Source organism: Halomonas sp. DP8Y7-3 (assembly GCF_019801675.1).
Classification (GTDB): Bacteria; Pseudomonadota; Gammaproteobacteria; order Pseudomonadales; family Halomonadaceae; genus Halomonas; species Halomonas litopenaei_A.
In genome coordinates this window covers 177,269-198,342 of record NZ_JAHVIO010000003.1, presented here as the reverse complement: position 1 = coordinate 198,342, position 21,074 = coordinate 177,269, and the positions used below count along the sequence as shown (strand labels likewise).

At 62.6% G+C, this 21,074-nt stretch carries 16 protein-coding genes; 3 read left to right on the top strand and 13 right to left on the bottom strand.

What is annotated here, in order from left to right:
* Positions 1 to 95 precede the first annotated feature (95 nt).
* Both KUV86_RS03235 and dctP read right to left on the bottom strand, forming a co-directional pair.
* A complete protein-coding gene (locus KUV86_RS03235; protein WP_222483535.1) occupies positions 96 to 2,291 on the bottom strand; it encodes a TRAP transporter large permease subunit in 2,196 nt (731 codons plus the stop codon).
* 136 nt (positions 2,292 to 2,427) lie between these two features.
* Positions 2,428 to 3,609, bottom strand: coding sequence for a TRAP transporter substrate-binding protein DctP (gene dctP, locus KUV86_RS03230; RefSeq protein WP_224908082.1), 1,182 nt, complete (start codon positions 3,607 to 3,609; stop codon positions 2,428 to 2,430).
* Between the two features lie 742 nt (positions 3,610 to 4,351).
* On the opposite strand from dctP, the gene KUV86_RS03225 reads away from it, so the two are divergent.
* On the top strand, positions 4,352 to 5,260 hold the full coding sequence (locus tag KUV86_RS03225) for a DMT family transporter (RefSeq protein ID WP_206939703.1): 909 nt from the start codon (positions 4,352 to 4,354) through the stop codon (positions 5,258 to 5,260).
* Between the two features lie 19 nt (positions 5,261 to 5,279).
* On the opposite strand, the gene KUV86_RS03220 is transcribed toward KUV86_RS03225, so the two are convergent.
* The 8 genes from KUV86_RS03220 to doeA all read right to left on the bottom strand — a co-directional run bounded on the left by KUV86_RS03220 (position 5,280) and on the right by doeA (position 14,556).
* Positions 5,280 to 6,095, bottom strand: a complete 816-nt coding sequence (locus KUV86_RS03220; protein WP_222483534.1) for a DUF1206 domain-containing protein — start codon at positions 6,093 to 6,095, stop codon at positions 5,280 to 5,282.
* A 161-nt stretch (positions 6,096 to 6,256) separates the two neighbouring features.
* A complete protein-coding gene (locus KUV86_RS03215; protein WP_222483533.1) occupies positions 6,257 to 7,198 on the bottom strand; it encodes a cyclodeaminase in 942 nt (313 codons plus the stop codon).
* 108 nt (positions 7,199 to 7,306) lie between these two features.
* Positions 7,307 to 8,326 carry a hydroxyectoine utilization dehydratase EutB gene (gene eutB / locus KUV86_RS03210; RefSeq protein WP_222483532.1) on the bottom strand — a complete coding sequence of 340 codons (1,020 nt, stop codon included), beginning with the start codon at positions 8,324 to 8,326 and terminating at the stop codon, positions 7,307 to 7,309.
* Between the two features lie 131 nt (positions 8,327 to 8,457).
* The gene (locus KUV86_RS03205) at positions 8,458 to 9,867 is read right to left on the bottom strand and encodes an aminotransferase (RefSeq protein WP_206939709.1); all 1,410 of its coding nucleotides are present in this window, start codon (positions 9,865 to 9,867) and stop codon (positions 8,458 to 8,460) included.
* 143 nt (positions 9,868 to 10,010) lie between these two features.
* Positions 10,011 to 11,480 carry an NAD-dependent succinate-semialdehyde dehydrogenase gene (locus KUV86_RS03200; protein WP_222483531.1) on the bottom strand — a complete coding sequence of 490 codons (1,470 nt, stop codon included), beginning with the start codon at positions 11,478 to 11,480 and terminating at the stop codon, positions 10,011 to 10,013.
* 243 nt (positions 11,481 to 11,723) lie between these two features.
* Positions 11,724 to 12,209, bottom strand: a complete 486-nt coding sequence (locus KUV86_RS03195) for an Lrp/AsnC family transcriptional regulator (RefSeq protein WP_222483530.1) — start codon at positions 12,207 to 12,209, stop codon at positions 11,724 to 11,726.
* Positions 12,206 to 13,222 (bottom strand): N(2)-acetyl-L-2,4-diaminobutanoate deacetylase DoeB, encoded by a 1,017-nt coding sequence (doeB, locus tag KUV86_RS03190; protein ID WP_206939723.1) that lies wholly within the window; start codon positions 13,220 to 13,222, stop codon positions 12,206 to 12,208. Before doeB ends, KUV86_RS03195 begins: the two co-directional genes overlap by 4 nt.
* A gap of 134 nt (positions 13,223 to 13,356) precedes the next feature.
* Complete coding sequence (gene doeA, locus KUV86_RS03185) at positions 13,357 to 14,556, bottom strand: ectoine hydrolase DoeA (RefSeq protein WP_206939734.1); 1,200 nt, start codon at positions 14,554 to 14,556, stop codon at positions 13,357 to 13,359.
* A 287-nt stretch (positions 14,557 to 14,843) separates the two neighbouring features.
* Between doeA and KUV86_RS03180 the strand changes: the two genes are divergently transcribed.
* Together KUV86_RS03180 and KUV86_RS03175 are read left to right on the top strand one after the other, a co-directional pair.
* Positions 14,844 to 16,274: a PLP-dependent aminotransferase family protein gene (locus KUV86_RS03180; protein ID WP_206939737.1), complete on the top strand. Its 1,431-nt coding sequence runs from the start codon at positions 14,844 to 14,846 to the stop codon at positions 16,272 to 16,274.
* Between the two features lie 30 nt (positions 16,275 to 16,304).
* Complete coding sequence (locus KUV86_RS03175) at positions 16,305 to 17,249, top strand: 2-hydroxyacid dehydrogenase (protein WP_206939739.1); 945 nt, start codon at positions 16,305 to 16,307, stop codon at positions 17,247 to 17,249.
* A 120-nt stretch (positions 17,250 to 17,369) separates the two neighbouring features.
* On the opposite strand, the gene yghU is transcribed toward KUV86_RS03175, so the two are convergent.
* The 3 genes from yghU to KUV86_RS03160 all read right to left on the bottom strand — a co-directional run bounded on the left by yghU (position 17,370) and on the right by KUV86_RS03160 (position 20,519).
* Complete coding sequence (gene yghU / locus KUV86_RS03170) at positions 17,370 to 18,245, bottom strand: glutathione-dependent disulfide-bond oxidoreductase (RefSeq protein ID WP_206939741.1); 876 nt, start codon at positions 18,243 to 18,245, stop codon at positions 17,370 to 17,372.
* A gap of 153 nt (positions 18,246 to 18,398) precedes the next feature.
* Complete coding sequence (locus KUV86_RS03165; RefSeq protein WP_206939743.1) at positions 18,399 to 19,157, bottom strand: SDR family oxidoreductase; 759 nt, start codon at positions 19,155 to 19,157, stop codon at positions 18,399 to 18,401.
* A 252-nt stretch (positions 19,158 to 19,409) separates the two neighbouring features.
* A complete protein-coding gene (locus KUV86_RS03160; RefSeq protein WP_222483529.1) occupies positions 19,410 to 20,519 on the bottom strand; it encodes an alkene reductase in 1,110 nt (369 codons plus the stop codon).
* Positions 20,520 to 21,074: the final 555 nt, after the last annotated feature.

Below are 21,074 nucleotides of genomic sequence, written 5' to 3'. Positions count from 1 at the left end.
TGCCGACACTCGCGCCTGCGGCTAGCAAGCCAAGCACTGTCTCCCCTGCCACCGGATGCTCCGGCGACAGGGGAGAAGCGTTGGCCTAGCCGGCGCTATCCGTAAGCCAGGTTGGGTAGCCAGGTCACCAGCGCCGGGAACAGGATGACCAGCAACAGCCCCAAGGCCTGCAGAGCCAGGAACGGGAAGGATGAGCGGAAAATCTGCCCCATGGTGATATGGGGAGGACACACGCCCTTGATGTAGAACAGCGCATAGCCAAAGGGAGGACTCAGAAATGACATCTGCATGTTGACCAGATAGATGACCCCGAACCACAGCGACACATCGGCGGGATCTACGCCAGGCAGCCCCAGCACCCCGGTAAAGTCGAGCCCCTTGATCAGCGGCACGAAGATTGGCACCGCCAACAGCAGGATACCGACCCAATCCAGGAACATGCCCAGCGCCACCAGCAACACCATCATCAACGCCAGTACCGCGTAAGGACCGAGCCCAGCGCCGGCGATCAGGTCCTGCACGAAGGTCTGGCCCCCCTGCAGGATGTAGAAGCCAACAAAGATGCTGGCGCCGAAGATGATCCACATCACCATCGCCGTGGCCACCAAAGTCGTCATGCAGGCGGCGTGCAGATTGGGCCAGGTCAGGCGCTTATGCAGTGCCGCCACCAGCAAGGCACCGAAGGTTCCGATACCGGCCGCTTCCACCGGCGTGGCGACGCCGGTGAAGATGATCCCGAGTACCAACATCACCAGCGCGATGGGCGCCAGCATATTGCGCAACAGCCTCAGCTTCTCGGCGCTGGACACGCGATCTTCCACCGGCATCGGCGGTGCCACCTTGATGTTCAAGGTACCCCGCATCCAGCAATAGAAGGCGTACATGCCCGCCAGCAGGAGACCAGGAATCAGCGAGCCGAGATAGAGCTCGCCTACGGACTGCTGGGCGATGACGCCGTAGATGATCGCCAGGATCGAGGGAGGGATCAGAATGCCCAGGGTGCCGCCGGCCATGATCGAGCCCAGCGCTATCTCGGGCTGATAGTTGCGCTTGAGCATCGCCGGCAAGGCGATCAGCCCCATCGTCACAACGGCGGCCCCTATCACACCGACCATGGCGGCCAGCAAGGTGGAGGCAATGATGGTGGCGATGGCCAGCCCGGCCTTGAGGCCCCCCATCCACTTGTAGACCACATCGAACAGCTCTTCGATGATGCCCGCTTTCTCCAGTACCGACGCCATGAAGATAAACAGCGGGATGGCCGACAGCTGGTAATTGGTCATCATCGGGAAGATCCGCGATGGCATCAGGTTCAGCATGTGCTGATCGCCCACCAGATACAGGAAGACGACACCGAGCCCACCGGTGACGAAGGCCAGCGGCAACCCGGCCACCAGGACCACCATCAAGGTGCCGAACATCAGTAACGTCAGCTCGCCAATGCCGACGGTGGCCAGGGCATTCTCCAGGCTCATCGCCAGGCTTTCGTAGTCGGTCAGAGCGATGTTGACCACTTCATACAGCGTGTAGGCACCCAGCAGCAGAGCCAGCCCCACCAGTACGGCAGCAAAGGTCCGGCTACCGGCGTGGCTCTGGCGGTGATGGGCGTAGGACTGCATATCGCGAATCAGCTGCGCGATGCCCTGCAGCAGCAACAGCAATGCCCCCAGGAACAGCATGAACTTGACCGGATAATACTGTACGGCCCATTCGGTAAAGGACACCTCATTGGCGTAACTGTCTCCAAACCACCAGACATCACTGACCGACTGTGAGAAGAAGCGCCACCCGGTGGTCAGTAGCGCCAGGGTGAAGATAAAGAAGAAAATCGAGGTGACCAGGTCCAGCGCTGCCTTGTTGAGCGGCGCCGCCCGCTGGTAGAGGATATCGACTCGTACATGCCCCCCTTCACGCAGGGCGAAGGCGCCCGCCAGCAGGTATTGCATGCCGAACATCAGGGTCATCGACTCATGCGCCCAGTTGGTCGGCGAGTTGAAGGCGTAGCGCATCAGCACTTCGTAGGTGAACACAAAGGGGGCGATCAGCGACCAGTAAGCCACATAGCGACCGGCGAACCCCGAGATGCGGTCGATACCCGCCGTCAGCGCATTTCCCGGCGGCACATAGTCAGCCTGCTCCGACGACACAGGCGTCTCGGCCGTATCACTGCCGCTGACCTGACCGCCGCGGCGAAAACTTCTGTCCACCAACAGCATCACGACCAGCGGCAACCCCGCCAACACCGACCAGTACAGCCAGTGAGGCAGAACGAAATCGATCTGAAGATTCATTGACGCTCCTCCGCAGGCCGCCGGCTTGCTGCAGGCGACCACGGACCATTCATCGAAGCCGATCGGGCAGTCCCGGGCGGCACGTCAGTCATTCAGGAGTACTCGCGACGCTGGCGCCCCAGCGTCGCGGTTGTCCTCAAGCGTTGAGCTCGAAATCCTTGATGTCTTCTTCGGTGATCAGGGCCACCGCCGGGTCGAGCATGGTGTTGAGGTGGGCGCGGAACAGCTTCGCCGCATCCGGATCCTTGTTGGCCCATTCGAACCACAGCGGGATCGCGGCATCGCGGAAACGGTCGGCATCCTCTTCTGACAGGTGGATGATCTCGACACCCTTCTCGCGATACTTCGGCCAGGCCTCGGCGTTGGCCTTCTGGATGGCGGCGTAGTGCTCGCGGGAGTAGGCGGCGACCAGGTCGTGCATCAGGTCCTTGGTCTGATCGGACATGCGCTCGTAGACGCGGCGGTTGACCGCGATGTCCATGAGGTCGACCGCCTGGTGCAGACAGGGCGTCGAAGGCGGGCCCATGATGATGTAGTCGGTCACCTGCCAGAAGCCCAGTTCGAAGTTGACCGCCGCACCGGTGTAATCCGCCGCATCAATCGTCCCCTTCTCGAGGGCAGGATAGACCTCTGAGCCAGGCAGCAGCGTGGTACGGGCGCCGATCTTGGCGAAGGTTTCGGCGACAATGCCGCCCGGCATGCGGATCTTGACCCCAGCGAAGTCGTCAAAGCTTCTCAACGGCACCTTGGAGTGAATCAGGTTGAGGTCGTGGTGCACGTAGCCCAGCAGTTCCTGACCCTGTTTGCGGTAAAGATCCTTGGCAATACCGAAGCCGCCGTAAGCGCCGAACATCATGTCCCACTGGTGAGGCACGGACAGGCCCATGGGGTAGGCCGTCAGAAACACCCCAGCCGGCATCTTTCCTGGCCAGTAGACGGTGAACCAGTTCTGTCCATCGAGCACCCCATTGCGAACCGCATCGGCTACCTCGAAGGCGCCGGCGACGGCGCCGGCAGGAAAAGGCTCAATCGTCACTTCACCACTGGTGGCCTCGGCCACACCGTTGGCCCATTGTTCGAAGATGCGATAGCCGGTCGTCCCTGGCTGCCAGGACGATTGCATGCGGATGCGAATGCCCTGTTGAGCCTGCACATTGCCGACCCAGGGAGCCGCCACCGCAGCGGCAGAGCCGACCGCCGCGGCCTTGAGGAAGCGGCGGCGATCCGGCGTCACAGGGCTGGCAGCGGCCGCATGGGTATCGAGAGGTGTCGTAGACATGCCAGGCTGATCTTGCCGGGACTTGTCGATCGGAGACATGGCAAAACTCCAGGTGGATCGGCACGCCGAGGGTCGGCGGTGCCAGGTGCGTTGTTGTTGTCGATCCATGGCGTCAGCATTGACTACCGCAGGCGTTCCCGGAAGGGACCCAGGCCCTGCACGCGTCCATGCGCAGACATCCGCCACCTGACTGCAGGTATTTCCCCAGCGATGCGGCATCAGAGCTTGGGTGATGTGCGGCTCGAGCTGCTGCGCAGCCATATGCCGGCTCACCGTTTTGCTCCTAAAGCCCTGATGGAACGGAGCCCTGATTCACTAGAGCACACACCTGTCGCGGGACGGCTGTCGTCGAAAAAAAGCTAGCGAAAAGCACTAATACGGCCAACGCAGTGTTTCAACGCAAGTGCCCTCTCCGATTGGTCTGACCAGTGCCCATAGAGGCAAAAAAACTTGTAAAAACAACCCAAATCATGGTCTGACCAATCATCTGACGACGTCTCGACCTACGACCAAAGCACGACAGCGACGGGACATCGGCAGCTCCAGCCCGGCCGCCTTTTCAGGCATCATGGGCTCTGCTTTCACGGCTCGCACCTCCGGGCCCTGGCTTATCGCAAAGGAGCCTCTCCATGGAACGGATCCTGTCTTCTCGGCAGTCGCCGGTATTGCTGCCCTTACTGACAACTGTATCCATCACTGCATGCGCCACTGCATGCGCCACTGAATTCGCCACAGTCGCCACCACCATCACAGCGCCTGACGTGTGCTCCGAGACGCACCCATGAGCAGCACGAAGACGCTGCCTGGCGGACTGACAGCAGCCATGCCGTTGGTCTTCGTACTGCTGTGGAGTACCGGCTTCATCGGTGCCAAATTCGGCCTGCCCTACGCCGAGCCCTTCACCTTTCTGACCATCCGCTTCATCGCTACCCTGGCGCTGCTGGTACCGATTGTGTTGCTCACTCGATCGGCATGGCCACGGGGGCTGCGTCTGTGGGGGCACGTCGCCGTGTCGGGGTGCCTCGTCCATGGGGCCTATCTAGGCGGCGTGTTCTATGCCATCAGTCTGGGTATGCCGGCGGGGCTGGCCTCTTTACTGGTGGGCCTGCAGCCGCTGCTGACGGCGGCACTGGCGGGCCCATTGCTTGGCGAGAGGCTCACACCGGTGCAATGGCTGGGGCTCGTGATGGGGCTGGCAGGCGTCAGCCTGGTGCTGGGCGGCAAGATGGACCTGTCGGCCCTGTCCTTCGACGGGTTCGGCTGGCCTGCGCTGGCCTGTACGCTGGTCGCGCTGCTGGGTATCGCGCTGGGAACGCTGTACCAGAAGCGCTTTTGCACCGGCATGCCTCTGCTCGGGGGCAGCGTGGTGCAATACTTGGGCGCGCTGGCGCTGCTCGGTGGGGGTTGCCTGCTGCTGGAAAGCCGCGAGGTCGAGTGGACACTGACCTTTGTCCTGACCCTTGGCTGGCTGGTGCTGGTGCTGTCGATCGCGGCCATTCTGCTGTTGATGCTGCTGATCAAGCGCGGAGAAGCTTCCCGGGTCGCCAGCCTGTTCTATCTGGTTCCGCCGGTGACCGCGGTCGAGGCCTGGTGGCTCTTCGATGAAGGCCTGCCGGCGCTATCCCTGGCCGGCATGGTCATCGCCATCGCCGGGGTGGCGCTGACGATCCGTGCCAAGCGCGGCAGGTGATGCGCCGGCACCGGGCGCATCAGTCCACCTTCACCTGTCGGAAGCGAGCATTGATCACACAGTAGGTGCCGTAATTGAGCAGTCCTCCTGCCACCGCGGCCAACCACCATGGGCCAAAGGGCTGGGCGGCCAGAGCATCCAAGGCCCCACCCAGCCCCTCCGCCTGGCCTGGATCGGCCTGCCAGGCAGCAGCCAGCAGAAAGCCTCCGATCAGTGCGAAGACGACACCGCGAGCGGCCAGGCCCCAGCGGCTGAGCCCTGACGCGAGGTCTTTCTGGCGCTTGCTCATGTCCTGTCGTCGCCAGCGCTCCAGGTAGCTGGCGGTCAACGCACGCCAAGACTGGCGCACGCCAACACCGATAAAGATCAGGCCCAGTGCGGCCACCAGCCAAAGACCGCCAGGATGGGACATCAGCAGCGCTGTTCGCTCCTCGGCCCCTCCCGTAGTCTCGTGAGGATCATCCAGCAGCTCAAGCCCGTACCAGCCTAGACTGGCGTAGATGAGTCCGCTGATCACCAGCGCCGCCCGTGTGCCCAGGGCCTTCAGACTACGGCCACGATTCTCCACATCGAACAGTCCCTGCAAGCCACGCCAGGCGGCGTAGGCATAGAGCCCCGCCACCAGTGCCGCCAGCATCAGCGAGCCAAACGGTTGCCGCGCCAGATGAGCCAGGGCTTCCTTGGTGCCGACATTGTCACCGCCCAGTCCCACCGCCCCCAGCGCGGCCAGGATTCCGATCAGCAGATAGACAACGCCCTTGGCGGTATAGCCAAGTCGCGCCAGGATGACGATCCATCTACGCCGATGGCGTAGAGGCGCAGGTAGAGAGGGCATGACAGCTCCAGACACTCAAGACCCCTCTATCCTCCGCAAAAAATCTCGTTTCAGCAAAAACGATTGGCAGCGCAGCCTCCCCCAGCGTCTGGAGTCGTCCTGATTCGGCCTGTTGTTGCCAAACTTAGCCATCACCGCCCTGACGTTCTGGCGATGAGCCGCTAGCCCAGCCGGTTCAGGGCATGGGCGGCAATGGCCGTATCCTGCACGCCCGTCCCGGTGAGGTCACACACGGTAATGGTGGCATCGGACAGGCGCAGACGATCCCCACGCGCAATGACCTGGCCCAGTTCATGCACCTTGAACGGCACCTCACGTCCATGAAACGCCTTCAGCTCGCCGTTGGACTCGCTCTGGGCGCGGGTGTCACAGACAAAGGCATCAGCACGCGTCAGTACGCTTTCGGCCAACTCCCGCTTATCCGGACTATCCGACCCCATGGCGGTCACATGCACCCCTTCGGGCAGGTCGGCGGCCTCCAGAATCGGTGCCTGGGAGGGCGTGGTGGTGACGATGATGTCGGCCATCGCGCAGGCCTCACGCACGCTATCGTGGACATTCACGGTAAGCCCAGCCGCACGCATGGTCTCGGCGTACTCCTCGGCAGCCGACCCACGCCGAGACCACACATCGACGATTTCGATGTCACGTACCAGCCGCAGTGCCTCGACCTGCCGGATGGCCTGTTCCCCGGCTCCCAGCACGGTGACGCGGCGACTGGAGTCACGGGACAGGTACTTGGCGGCGATGGCGCCCGCCAAGGCAGTGCGCACCATCGTCAGATAGCCCTCATCGAACAGCACCGCATCGACCAGACCGGTGCGGGCCGAGAACACCATCATCAGGCCGTTCAGGCTCGGCAGGCCTATCTTGGGATTGTCGAAGAACCCCGGGCTGACCTTGATCGCAAAGCGGTCGTGACCACGAATATGGGCGGTCTTGACGTCCACCTCGCCATTGGCCTCCTCAATGGCCATGGACAAGATCGGCGGCTGCACCACCTCGCCTCGCCCCAGTGCAGCGAAGCCCTCTTCGACGGCTGCCAGGGCGTGATGGTCGATAGCGACAGCCTGACGAATCTGTTCGCGGTTGAAGAGCTGCATGCATGGCTCCTTGTCATGGATAGGACACCTGTCGGTGCCCTGTGAAGAAAGTCCTGAGGCGGACGCTGGATCAAGCCTTGGTCTCATGTGCGGCCTCAAGTGCGGGCCTCAGCCGCGAGGGCCATCGGCCGCACACCGGCGCGCCTGGTCAAGGGTCTCCAGCGAGACGCCATTGCCGGAAAGTACCAGCACAACGCGCTCTCCGCGAACGTCCAGGTGGCCCTGCGCCATGGCCGCCAAACCGACAGCGGCGGCCCCTTCGACCAGGATCTTGTCGTGCTCGAGCAGGTCCACCATGGCCTGGGCGATGGCACGCTCCGACACTTGGCAATGGTCGTCCATCACCTGTTTGACCAGCTCGAAGGTGCAGCGATTGTCCAAGCCGATACCGCCACCCAGGGAGTCTCCCAGGCTCTCGACCTCGTCCACCTCGACCGGATAGCCCGCCGTGAGGCTGGCATGCATGGCGGCCCCCTCGGCCAGGCTGACACCACTGACGCGGGCAGCAGGACGCACGCCCTTGATCGCGGCCCCAATGCCTCCCAGCAGTCCTCCACCGGACAGCCCCACGATCACTCGGTCAAGCTCGGGCAGGTCTTCCAGCAGCTCGATCCCGATGGTGCCCTGGCCCGCCGCGATAAGGGGGTCATCAAAGGGAGGGATTAGCGTCATGCCCTCTTGCTCCACCAAGCGCGCCACCTCCATGAAGGCCTCATCCTGGCTGGCTCCCACCTGCCGAACCTGGGCGCCCAGGGCCTCGATAGCGGCGACCTTGTTAGCCGGCACCAATCGCGACAGGCAGATCACGGCGGGTACCCCGAGACGCGACGCCGCATAGGCGACCGCACGCCCATGGTTGCCGGTGGAGGCGGTAGTCACACCACGTGCCAGGGCATCGCGTCCATCTCGCTCCAGCAGCGCGGCGATCATGTTGGTGGCACCGCGAAGCTTGAACGCGCCGGTGGGCTGCAAGGTTTCGAGCTTGAGATACACCTCAGCGTCAAAGCGTTCGGACAGCGGTCGCGACAACACCAGCGGTGTACGTGTCACCTGGCCGGCAATCCGGTGTCGGGCCTTGAAGATCTCGTCCAGGCTCACGCCATGGGCAGAGCACGTGGAGGCTTGCATGGCTGTCTCCTTTTATGGTGCGCGACGAAGGCGACCGTCCTCCAGCGCCCCCGCCGCCGCGTAAAAACCGACAGGGGCCGCCTCCCTCAAGGAGACGACCCCATGTCACACACCGCAGATCAGCGCTGACGTCAGGCAGTCTGCAGTACGCCTTCCTTGACCAGCTGATCGGTGACCTTGTTCACGGCACGCTCGGCACGGGCGACAATTTCATCGACCTCGGCGCGGGTAGTGGTCAGCGGCGGCGCAAACCCGAGGATGTCACCCTGCGGCATGGCACGAGCAATCAGGTTCTCCTCGAGCGCCGCGGCGGCGATCCGTGGGCCCACCTTGTGGCTCGCGTCGAAGGCCTGGCGGGATTCAGGATCCACGGCAAACTCCAGTGCCGCCAGCATGCCCACCCCACGGGCCTCACCGACGATGGGATGATCGCCGAACACCGCCTGCATGCGGCTCTGCAGGTAGGCGCCGGTATCACGCGCGTTGCCGGTCAGGTTCTCACGCTCGATGATCGCCAGGTTGGCCAGAGCCGCAGCACACCCCAGAGCGTGGCCGGAATAGGTCCAACCGTGACCGATCGGGCCCAGCTCGCTGGTACCTTGCTCAAGCACTTGCCACACGCGATCCCCCACGATCACCCCGGACAAGGGCTGATAGGCACTGGTCAGGCCCTTGGCGATGGTGATCAGGTCGGGCTTGATGCCATAGGCGTGGCTGCCAAAGTCGGCGCCGATACGACCAAAGCCACAGACCACTTCATCGGCGATCAGCAGGATGTCGTACTTCGCCAGCACCGCCTGGATGGCGTCCCAGTATCCTTCGGGCGGTGGCACGATGCCGCCAGTGCCGAGCACCGGCTCACCAATGAAGGCCGCCACGGTGTCGGGACCTTCCGCCAGAATCATCTCTTCGAGCTTCTCGGCACAATAGGCGGAGAACTCGCGCTCGCTCATGCCGGCCTGCTCGGCACTGCGCTGGTAGTAATGGGGCGCCTCGGTGTGCAGCACGCCGGCCATGGGCAGGTCGAACTGATCATGGAACGCCTTCAGACCGGTCAGCGAGCCGGTAGCCAGGCCAGAGCCGTGATAGCCACGCTGGCGCGAGATGACCTTCTTCTTCTGTGGGCGGCCTAGAACGTTGTTGTAGTAGCGCACCAGCTTCAGCTGGGTCTCGTTGGCATCGCTGCCGCCCAGGCCATAGTAGACCTTGGACATGCCGGGACCCGCCAGTTTCAGAATCTGCTCGGACAGGGCGATCTGAGGCTCATTGGAGTGACCAACGTAGGTGTGATAGTAGGACATCTCCAGCGCCTGCTGGTAAATGGCCTCGGCGACTTCGGTGCGGCCATAGCCGATGTTGACGCAGTAGAGCCCGGCAAAACCGTCGATGAATTCGCGGCCGTCCTTGTCGACGATGTGAATGCCCTTGCCGCCGGTGATGACGCGGCCAGGCGCGTCGCCATGGGCGAAGTCACGCAGGTGCGTCGAGGCGTGAAAGGTGACCTTGCGGTCGCGATCGATCAGGTCCTGATGGGTGCTCATGTGGTTTCCTTGTTTCTTGCCCGTAGCGCTTCACGCTCTCGCCGAGAGAACGGATCAGCGGTTTCGTCATCAATGTCGGCCCGTACCTGCTAAGGGCCGACCGTCCTGCCGCGGTCATGTCGTCCATCACCGCAGGCTGTCATCTAGCTGCCAGAGACCGAGCCCAGTGCGCCGAGGCAGTAGTACTTGGTTTCCAGATATTCATCGATACCGGTGGCGCCACCTTCGCGTCCCAGGCCCGACTGCTTGACGCCCCCAAACGGCACGGGAGGACCGGTCATCTTGACCGAGTTCACCGACACCATGCCGAACTCCAGGGCGCGCAGCAGTTTCCAGATCCGCCTGATGTCATGGGTGTAGACATAGGCGGCCAGGCCGTACTCGGTGTCATTGGCCAGAGCGATCACCTCATCGTCATCGCAGTAAGCCGTCACGCCCGCCACCGGAGCAAAACACTCCTGACGCCATACTTTCATGTCCTGGGTCACGCCTGTGAGCAGCACCGGCATGAAGAAGTTCTCTCCCGGAGCATCCGTCTGATCCCCGGCGACCAGGGTGGCACCGCGGGAGACGGCGTCGTCCACGGTGGCACGGGCGTTTTCCACCGCCCGGCGGTGAATCAACGGCCCCAGGTCCACTTCGCTGAGCATCCCGTCGCCCACGGTCAAGGCGGCCATACGCTCGCTAAAGTGCGCCACGAAGGCGTCGTGGATCGACTCGTGAACCAGGATCCGGTTGGCCGCCAGGCAGTCCTGCCCCGCGGTCTGGAACTTGGCCGCCACGGCGGCCAGGGCCGCTTCCTTGGGGTCCATGTCCGGGCCCACGATGAAGGGCGCGTTACCGCCGAGCTCCATCGACACCCGCTTGACCGTCGGCGCGGATTGCTCCAGCAACAGCCGCCCCACACGGGTGGAGCCGGTGAAGGACACCGCCTTGACCCGGTCCTCGGCGCACAGCAGCGATGACACCTGGGCGGCATCCCCCAGCACCACATTGAAGATGCCCGCCGGGATTCCGGCACGCTCGGCCAGCTCCGCCAGGGCCAACGCAGAGAACGGCGTCTCGTTGGCCGGCTTGACGATCACCGGGCACCCCGCCGCCATGGCTGCTGCTGCCTTGCGGGTGATCATCGCCAGCGGAAAATTCCATGGCGTGATCAGCAGCGCAATGCCGACCGGCTCCTTGATCGTCCCCAGCGCCGCGTTGGGAATGTGGCTGGGAATCGTCTCGCCGTAGGTTCGCTTGCCCTCCTCGGCGAACCAGCGCACGAAGCTTGCCCCGTACTCCACTTCTCCACGCGCATCGGGCAGCGGCTTGCCCTGCTCGAGCGTCATGATCGTCGCCAGATCTTCGCGATGCTGCTGCAGCAAGTCGTACCACGCCAGCAGACGTTCACAGCGCTCGTCGGCGCGCAGGGCTCGCCACTGGGCGAAGGCCTCGTCGGCCACGTCCACACTACGACGGATCTGGGCCGGCTCGAGCAGCGGGATATGACCGATCACCTCACCATTGGCGGGGTTGATCACCGCTTCTTCGCGGCCTTCATCACCGTGGGTCCACTTGCCACCGATGTAGGCATACTGACGAAACAGACGCGGATCGCTGAGCTTCATGACGCTACCTCCCTAGTCGGTTCCGTCGTCTCATCAGGGGGACGGAACACCTGTATCAATGCCATGGCAGGCGCCACGCAATGACGTCATGGTAAGGGAGATACCAGGGACGGACTTTTTGAAGCCGCCGCTGGAAGATGGCATTTTTTTTGTCCCGACTCGCTACATCGAGGTTTTTTCTGCCATGCAGGTTTGTGCAAACCGATGACCCAGGCAGGCCCCTGACGAGGCCCGGCTCGAGCCTCAAGTAGCGCTGCTGTTCAGGGCGTCGATATCGACCCCCTGGCGCGGCGCCTTGACCTGCTTGGTCACGATGTAGGTGAAATAGCGCTCGATCCCGATGTCCGACGTCAGCCAGTCATCGATCAATCGCTGATAGGCGTCGATGGTCTCGGTCTCGACCTTGATCAAGTAGTCGACCCCTCCACCGACGGCCACACATTCCGTCACCTCGTCGGTCGCATGAACCAAGGCCTCGAACCGCTGGAAGCTCTCGGCGTTATGGGCCTTGAGCTCGATCTGCACCCATACGGGGGTGCGCCGAACCAATGCGGCGGCATTGATTCTGGCGCAATAGCCTTCGATGACGCCGGCCTTCTCCAGACGCCTCACCCGCTCCCAGCAGGGGCTGACCGAGAGGTTGATGGCTTCGGCCAGCCGCGACTTGGTGATGCGCCCGTCCTGGGACAGGATGGACAGTATCTTGAGATCGTAACGGTCAAGTTTCATGACTCGCCCAGGGATTCCACCACTTCCGCGATCACCGCAATGGTGTCCCCCATGTTGACCTGTGCCGGAAAGCGACGGGCCGCCAGGATGCCATCGCGTTCGGCCCGATACTCGATGGGCTTGGCACCGCTGCGCGTCATGTCATACACCCTTGCAATCACATCACCGCGTTGAACGCTGTCGCCGAGGGCGTGGGTCAGTTCGAGCAGCCCGGTGTGTTCACTCTGCACGTAGCAGCTGGCATCCGGCATATCGAGATAGACCTGGGTCTCGGGCATCGCTACCTCACCCTGCTTCAAGCCGAAGTGAATCAAGATATTGTCGATGCCGCGCTCGGTGATGGCGAGGCTCTCGGGGGTCGAGGTGCCACCGCCACCCAGCTCGGTCGCGATGAAGACCTTGCCCTGACTTTCCACCACCGTATCGAACAGGGCCGCTGCATCGAGTTCGAACATCATCATGGCGTAGGGAGCGCCAAAGGCCTTGGCGCCTTCCAGCGCCTGACGCTGCTGCTCGGGGTTGTCGAGCACATGGGATGCACCAAACGGAATGATATCGAGGGTGCGGCCGCCAGAATGCAGGTCCAGCACGATATCGGCCATCGGCACCATTTCGCGAGTGAAATAGTCGGCGATCTTTTCCGTGACGCTGCCGTCGGGGTCTCCCGGAAAGCTGCGATTGAGGTTCCCGCCATCCATCGGTGAGGTGCGTCGTCCTACCTGGGCTGCTGGCGTGTTCATCATCGGTACGATGATCACCCTCCCCTGCACCTCTTCCGGCTTGAGCGATACCGAGAGTTTCTGCAGCGCCGTGATGCCCTCGTACTCATCACCATGGTTGCCACCGGTCAACAGCGCCGTGGGACCCTCGCCATTGGCCACCACCGTCACCGGAATCATCACCGCTCCCCAGGCCGACTCGTCGTTGGAAATCGGCAGTTTGAGAAAACCGTGCTGAACGCCCTGGGCGTCGAAATCGACGGTCGCGGAAATCGGGCTCTTGCGCTTGCTCATGGGAACTCCAGAACAGAATCTGCGGAAAGCATGTCGATGCCGTCATGGGCACCGGATTATCGTGAGATCGCATCCGGCGCTGTGGTCCTGTCATGGCAACGGGACAGCAGCGCCGCAGCGGCCAGGGGAAACGCCTACTTGACGAATAGCTGACGCGGGAAGTTGGCCAGGGGCTCAGCCCCGTTTTCGGTGATCAGGATGCTTTCGGTAATCTCGAGCCCCCAGTCATCCATCCACATGCCCGGCATGAAGTGGAAGGTCATGCCCGGTTCGAGGATGGTATCGTCAGACGGGCGCAGGCTCATGGTACGCTCGCCCCAGTCCGGGGGATAGCTGATGCCGATGGGGTATCCGCAGCGGGCGCCCCCCCGGTCAAAGCCGTACTTGTCCATCGCCGCGCCGAGTGCCAGAGCGATATCGGCGGTACGATTGCCCGGCTTGGCCACCGCAAGACCGTTTTCGATACCTTCCAGCAAGGCCGACTCACCGCGCACGAACTCCTTGGGCGGCTTGCCCAGAAACACCGTGCGCGACAGCGGGCAGTGGTAGCGCTTGTAGCAGCCGGCAATCTCGAAAAAGGTGCCTTCCCCCTCGCGGAAGGGAGTGTCGTCCCAGGTCAGGTGCGGTGCCGCGGCGTCACTGCCCGTCGGCAGCAGCGGGACGATGGCCGGATAGTCACCGCCATAGACCTGACCGGTGCTGTCGGTCCAGCCTTCAATGCCGACACGATAGATTTCCGACACCAGCTTGGACTTGGCCAGCCCCGGCTCGATCATCTCGAGGATGCGCGAGTGCATGCCCTCGACGATACGCGCCGCCACCCGCATGTACTCGATCTCACGCGGAGACTTGATCGCTCGGCACCAGTTGACCAGTGCATTGGCATCCTGAAAACGCGCGTGGGGCAGTTCCTTGACCAGACTCTGATAGGCCTTGGCGGAGAAGTAGTAATTGTCCATCTCCATGCCGACCACCCCTTCACACCATGCCCGGTCAGGCATGATCGACTGCGCCAGATACTCCATGGGGTGCATGTCGGGGTTCTGGACGTAATAGTCGGGGTAATAGGTGATGTTGTCCGGATCCATCCAGCAGGTGCGCAGCGCACCGTTGCTGTCCTGACGCCGGCCGTACCACACGGGCTCGCCCTCGAGCCCCAGCAAGACGCACTGATGTACGTAAAAGGACCAGCCATCGTAGCCCGTCAGCCAGGCCATGTTGGACGGATCGCTGACGATCAGCACATCGATGCCTCGCATCGCCATCTCGGCACGCACCTTCTGCAGGCGCTGAGCGTATTCCTCACGAGTGAACGGCAGGGATACCTGAATCATGAAACCACTCGCCAAACAATGTCATCACCGAAAACCGGGCAACTAGAGGCCCGGCGCGCCCTTGCAGATGCCTTGAACGAACCGGCGTCAACCGCTGCCGAAGATGGGCCTGGGGCCTCGCCGCTTTCGTTCAATGTCTGCTTGATGCGGCATTGCTTCCCCTGTAGCGTGCGGAGGAAAGAATTGTCATGACAATCGTCATGAAGCGTCATGACAATGACTGATCAATGCCGTCTTGCTGATACTAGCACTACGTATAAGCTCCCGGTCAAAGGCTTTATTGCATCATGACAATTGATCTACTCGGCCAACTTGCTGCCCTGATCGATGGGCTTCCCGACGACGGCCAGCCAAAGTACCTGGCCATTGCGCGGGCGCTGTCCCGAGGCATACGCTCTGGTGAGCTTATGCCGGGCACTCGCTTGCCGCCCCACCGAAGATTGGCAGAGCACATTGGCGTCAGCGTACAAACGGTATCTCGCGCCTATGCACAGGCCGAAAAAATGGGCCTGGTCCAGGCCAGGGTCGGCAGTGGCACCTGGATCAATGCGCTGGACGACAATCGCGAGTCCGCCTATCTGCGCGCAGGTGAGCCCCGCTCGGAACAGGCATTGATTGACCTGTCGATTGCTCATCCGGTGTGTCCTCCCGCCCATCATCAGCGCTTTCGTGACAGCCTGCGGGAACTGGCCGACACGGCGCATCCTGACGTGTTTGCCGCGTGCCGCCCGATTGCTGGACTCCCTCATCAACGCGAGCTGGCCAGCTGGTGGCTGAACGAGCGGCTGGGGATGCCTGGCGAGCCGGACGACCGCATCCTCACCAACGGTGGCGCTCACGGCATAATGCTGGCCATTTCCAGCGTGGTGCAACACGGTGATCTGGTGCTGACCGAAGCCCTGACCGACCATGGGCTGATCGCCCTGTCGCGAACACTTGGCTTCCAGCTGAGAGGCGTCGCCATCGATGGTCAGGGCATGGTGCCGGAGGCCCTGGATGCCGCCTGTCGCCGCTTCAAGCCTCGCGCCGTGTGCCTGACATCAAGCCAGCTCAACCCTACCGGAGCGACTCAGGGCGAGGCCCGTCGGGACGACATTGCCGCGATCCTCGAGCGGCATGGCGTCTGGCTGATCGAAGATGACGTTCACGCGTTGCTTGAGCCCCAACCCCTGGCCCCGGTCAGCGCGCGCATCCCCACCCAAGGGTTTCATGTCACCAGCCTGACCAAGGCCACCATGCCGGGACTGCGCGCGGGATATCTGACCGTACCTCGCAGCCAGCTTCACCATACGCTGCCACGCCTGCGCGCGACCTCCTGGATGGCCACGCCGCTGTGCTTTGAAGTGGCCAATGCTTGGCTGGAGGACGGCAGCGTGGATCAGATGGCGGCTCATCAACGGGATCTGCTTGCCGAGCGCCAGCGCTTGGCCGCCCGCCTGCTGGCGGAGCATGGCCGCGCCTCTCGCCCCACCAGCCTGCATGTGTGGCTATCGCTACCGGGAAGCTGGCGCGCGGAGGAACTGCAGCAACTGGCCGAACAGGAAGGCGTGGCGATCACCACGGCCACGCCCTTCATGGTGGAGCAGACTCCGGCCCCGCGACGAGTGCGTCTTAGCCTTGGCGCCGAGCCGGATATCGAACGCCTGGAGGAAGGCCTCAGGCGCCTGGCGCAGCTGCTGGATGACGCCCCGCCCCCCATGATGCAGATTGTCTACTAGACCCGACCTACCGCCCGCAGAGGACTGTCCATGAAAGTTATCGTACATACCGACCAGGCAGACCAGTGGCAGCGCGCATTGTGCGAACGGCTACCCGGCGCGACCATCTGGAAGAGCCAAGACACGGATCGACAGCAGCGCGCCGAGGCCGACTACCTGGCCGCCTGGAAACCGGATGAGACGCTGATGCGGGAGTGCTCCGGCCTCAAGGGCATCATCAACCTGGGGGCAGGGGTCGATGCCTTGCTGAACAATCCGGCCCTGCCCCGAGATGTCCCGATCGTCAAGCTGCGCGATGCGGGCATGGGCGAACTGATCGCCGACTACACCCGCTATGGCCTGCTGCATTTCCAACGGGACTTCGATCGCTATCAGCGCCAGCAACAGCAGGCCCAGTGGCGAGAACACGCCGTCATCGACAAGCAGGAGTGGACGGTCGGCGTACTGGGATTGGGGGCCATCGGCGCCAAGGTCGCCGCCACCATCGCCGCCGACGGCTACCCGGTGCTCGGCTGGAGTCGATCGCCCAAGTCGCTGGAAGATATCGAGTGCCTGCACGGTGACGCTGGGCTGGAGCAGGCGCTGCAACGCTCACGCACCCTGGTGCTGCTTCTGCCAGATACTCCCGCGACTCACCACATCATCAACCAGCGCAGCCTGGCGCTACTGCCCCAGGGTGCCAGCCTGATCAACCCCGGACGCGGCACCTTGATTGACGAGGCAGCGCTGCTGCAGGCATTGGGCCCGGCCGATGACCATCAGGAGGGTCGTCTGCGCGGGGCGCTGCTCGACGCCTTCCCGGTGGAACCCTTGCCGTCCTCCAGCCCGCTGTGGCACCACCCGAGGGTTCTGGTGACGCCTCACATGGCTGGCCCTACCCCGCTCAACGAGGCCCTCGACCAGGTCGCCGCCAGCATCGAGGCGCTTAGCCAGGGCAAGGAGATCGAGACCGTGGACCCCGAAGCAGGCTATTGATAGCAGCGCTCATCGTGGCCTGGAATCGCTGATACCCCCTTGCGAACCAGCAAAAAAAGGGCACCTCATGGAGGTGCCCTTCTGCGGTCATTGATCAACGATCTTGCATCACGTCACTGCTCAGCTGTCACCGCCGATCTTGTCCTGGGTGCGCGTGTCGAAGTCACTGGCATCGTGCCGTTCGTGCAGCTGCTCGGCAGGCTCGCCGAAGGTGCGATTGACCATGCGCCCACGCTTGACGGCGGGGCGGGCATCGATGGCCTTGGCCCAGCGCAGCACGTGGGTGTACTCGTGCACCGACAGAAACTCGGCGGCATCGTACAGCCGGCCCAGGACCAGCTGGCCGTACCAGGCAAACGTCGCCATGTCGGCGATGCTGTAGCTGTCACCCGCCAGGAATTCATGGTCGGCCAGGTGGCGATCCAGCACATCCAGCTGGCGCTTGGTTTCCATGGTGAAGCGATTGATCGGATACTCGTACTTCTCAGGCGCGTATGCATAGAAATGCCCGAAGCCTCCGCCCAGATATGGCGCGGATCCCATCTGCCAGAACAGCCAGTTCATGGCCTCGGTCCGGGCCTTGTGGTCAGTGGGCAGAAAGGCGCCAAATTTCTCCGCCAGATACACCAGGATTGACCCCGACTCAAACACCCGCGTCGCTGGCTGAGTGCTGTGGTCCACCAATGCCGGGATCTTCGAGTTCGGGTTGATCTCCACGAAACCGCTGGAGAACTGGTCGCCATCGCCGATGCGGATCAACCAGGCATCGTATTCCGCCTGGTCATGGCCCAGCGCCAACAACTCCTCCAGCATGATATTGACCTTCACGCCATTGGGCGTCGCCAGGGAGTAGAGCTGCAGCGGGTGTTTTCCGACCGGTAGCTCCTTGTCGTGGGTCGGTCCGGCGATCGGCCGGTTGATGCTGGCAAATTGACCGCCACTTTCGCCTTCCCACTTCCATACTTTCGGCGGCTGGTACTGTGTGTCGTTGCTCATGATGTTCCTTCACGTGATGTGGGCATCATCCCGCTCAGACCGGGATCCGCTGTCGTCATGTTCGTCGGCAAATCGAGTCGGGTGGCAACGGCGCCACCCTCCTCGCCGCAACATGACCCGACAGCTGACTCAGTGCCGATGTTCCCGCCTAGCTTACAGCTCCTGACGGGTCGGGCGCAGCACCAGCTCATTGACGTCCACGTCGGCCGGCTGCTCCACCGCAAAGGCGATCGCACGAGCCACCGCGTCAGCGTCGATGGCCAGGGTGTAAAGCTCATTGACCCCCTTGGCCGTATCATCATCGCTGATCGATTGGGTCAATTCAGTGTCAATGGCCCCAGGGGAGATGTTGGTGGCCCGGATCTCGCCACCGGACTCCTGACGCAGCCCTTCGGTCAACGCCTTGACCGCGAACTTGGTCGCGCAGTAGACCGCCGCGGCCGGGAATACCACATGGCCCGCCACGGAGGACAGGTTGATGACGTGGCCCTCGTGCTGTTCACGCATGGTGGGTAGAACGGCGGCAATGCCGTAGAGCACGCCCTTGATGTTGACGTCCACCATCTGGTCCCACTCGTCTACCTTGAGCTTGTCCAGCGGCGACAGCGGCATCAGGCCAGCATTGTTGACCAGCACATCGATCCGCCCGAACTCGTCACGCGCCAGCTGTGCCAGGGCCTCTACCTGCTCACGATCGGTCACGTCGGTCACCCGGTAGACGGCTTGCCCACCTTCGGCCTTGATCTCCTCGCACAGGCGCTTGAGGCGGTCGTCGCGGCGAGCCCCCAGCACGAGCCTGGCGCCACCCTTGGCCAGACGCTTGGCTGTCGCCTCGCCCAGACCGCTGCTGGCACCGGTGATAATGACAACCTTGTCCTGGATGCCGTCGGTACTTACGTTCTTGATATCCATGCTGATCTCCATTATCGATCCGTGAAGACATCGACGCTCGGTAAAAACACCCGTCGCCCCATGTCATGCACGAAGCACGCCCGTCTGGGGTCGCTCCGCGAAGGCCTCAGAGCGTCACCGAATGCGTCATTGAGACTGTCGTTGAGAATGTCATCTAGCGTGCCGTTAAGAGTGTCATTAACGGTGTCGTGTCTAAGCGCCACCGCACCCCCGCGGGGTGCGGGACTCGGCTCTCCGGGGGAGCCGTCTTCATCACTGTTGGTCGAGAAACGGATAGTCGGTGTAGCCCGTTTCATCGCCACCGTAGAAGGTGTCGTAGTCCGGCTCATTGAGGGGCGCATGGCGGCGGAAGCGTTCAGGCAAGTCCGGGTTCGCGATGAACGGGCGGCCGAAGGTCACCAGGTCCGTCTTGCCGGCGGCAATACGCTCGCGCGCTTCGCTGGCGGTGTAGGCACCGTTGGCAATGTACACGCCGCTGAAGCTGTCACGGATGGCGCTGATGATGGCTTCGGGACGGCCGTTCTCATGATTGCCCTGGAAGGAATCCTCGACCACCTCCAGGTAGGCAATGCCAACGTCATCCAGTGCCGCAGCGAAGGCAGGAAAGGTCTCTTCAGGCTTCTGGTCGTGCACGTCATTGAAGCTGCCCGTCGGGCTGATGCGCACGCCGACACGCCCCTTGCCCCATACGTCGACCACGGCGCGCACGACTTCCAGCGGCAGGCGCAGGCGGTTCTCGACACTGCCACCATAGGCGTCGGTGCGTGCGTTGCTGTCCGACTTGAGAAACTGATCGAGCAAATAACCGTTGGCAGCGTGGACCTGAACACCGTCGAAGCCCGCCTCACGCGCATTGATGGCGGCCTGGCGATACTGCTCGACGATACCGGGCAGCTCGTCAACGTCCAGCGCACGGGGGGTCGGCACGTCGACCATGCCTGATTCAGCGCTGATAAACGTCTTGGCCCCCTCCGGCTTGATCGCCGACGGGGCGACCGGGTCAGCCTTGCCGGGCTGTAGCTCGGGATGGGAAATCCGTCCGACATGCCACAGTTGGGCATGGATACGGCCGCCGTCCTCATGCACCGCATCGGTGACCTTGCGCCAGCCTGCGATCTGCTCCTGGCTGTGAATGCCAGGGGTGAACGCATAGCCCTTTCCCTGGGGTGAAATCTGCGTCGCCTCACTCAGGATCAGAGCGGCGCCCGCGCGCTGACGGTAGTAGTCCACATTCATCTGCTGAGGAATATCCCCTGGCTGCGCGGAACGCGAGCGCGTGAGCGGAGACATCAAGACACGATGCGGCAGTTCAATATCACCCAGTGCCTGGGGGGTAAAAAGCGGATCCTGTTCAGCGCTCATACAAAGCCTCCTGATCAGTGGTCATCGTCTTGGCGTGACGATCTGGCAAGAAAATGAAAAAGGTCGCCGTTGTTGCTGGTGCAACGTTTTCACGTGACGAGAGATTCCGTTGGCTGTCCTGCCAATGCCATCACGCCACCGCTAGACAGCCTAGGTGAGTAGCGCTGGCCGCCAGCACTGGAGACCCGTCCTGGTTGCTGGCAATGGAAACTAGCCCTGACGTCGAAACCTAACGCCTATCCCGGAAGGGACTCACCAGTGACGCTCTCTATCAATACACTTAATGTACAACTATTGAATAGATTTTCAACCATGCTGTACAAATTTTTAGACCAGTCTATTAGTGATTGCATTCAAAAAAAAGCACCATGAGCGCTGCACACGTCCAGCGAGCGGAATGCATCGCCGGACGCACTTGTCGCGACGCCCGAACAGCGCGAAACCCGAGGCCTAAGCGCTATCGGCGAGGCGTCAGGGCTGTGCCCAATGCAGCGGCTCATTCGTGCAGGCGCGTGTTCAGTCTTGCCGCAGTCTCGCCGCGATGCTGCCGAAGCG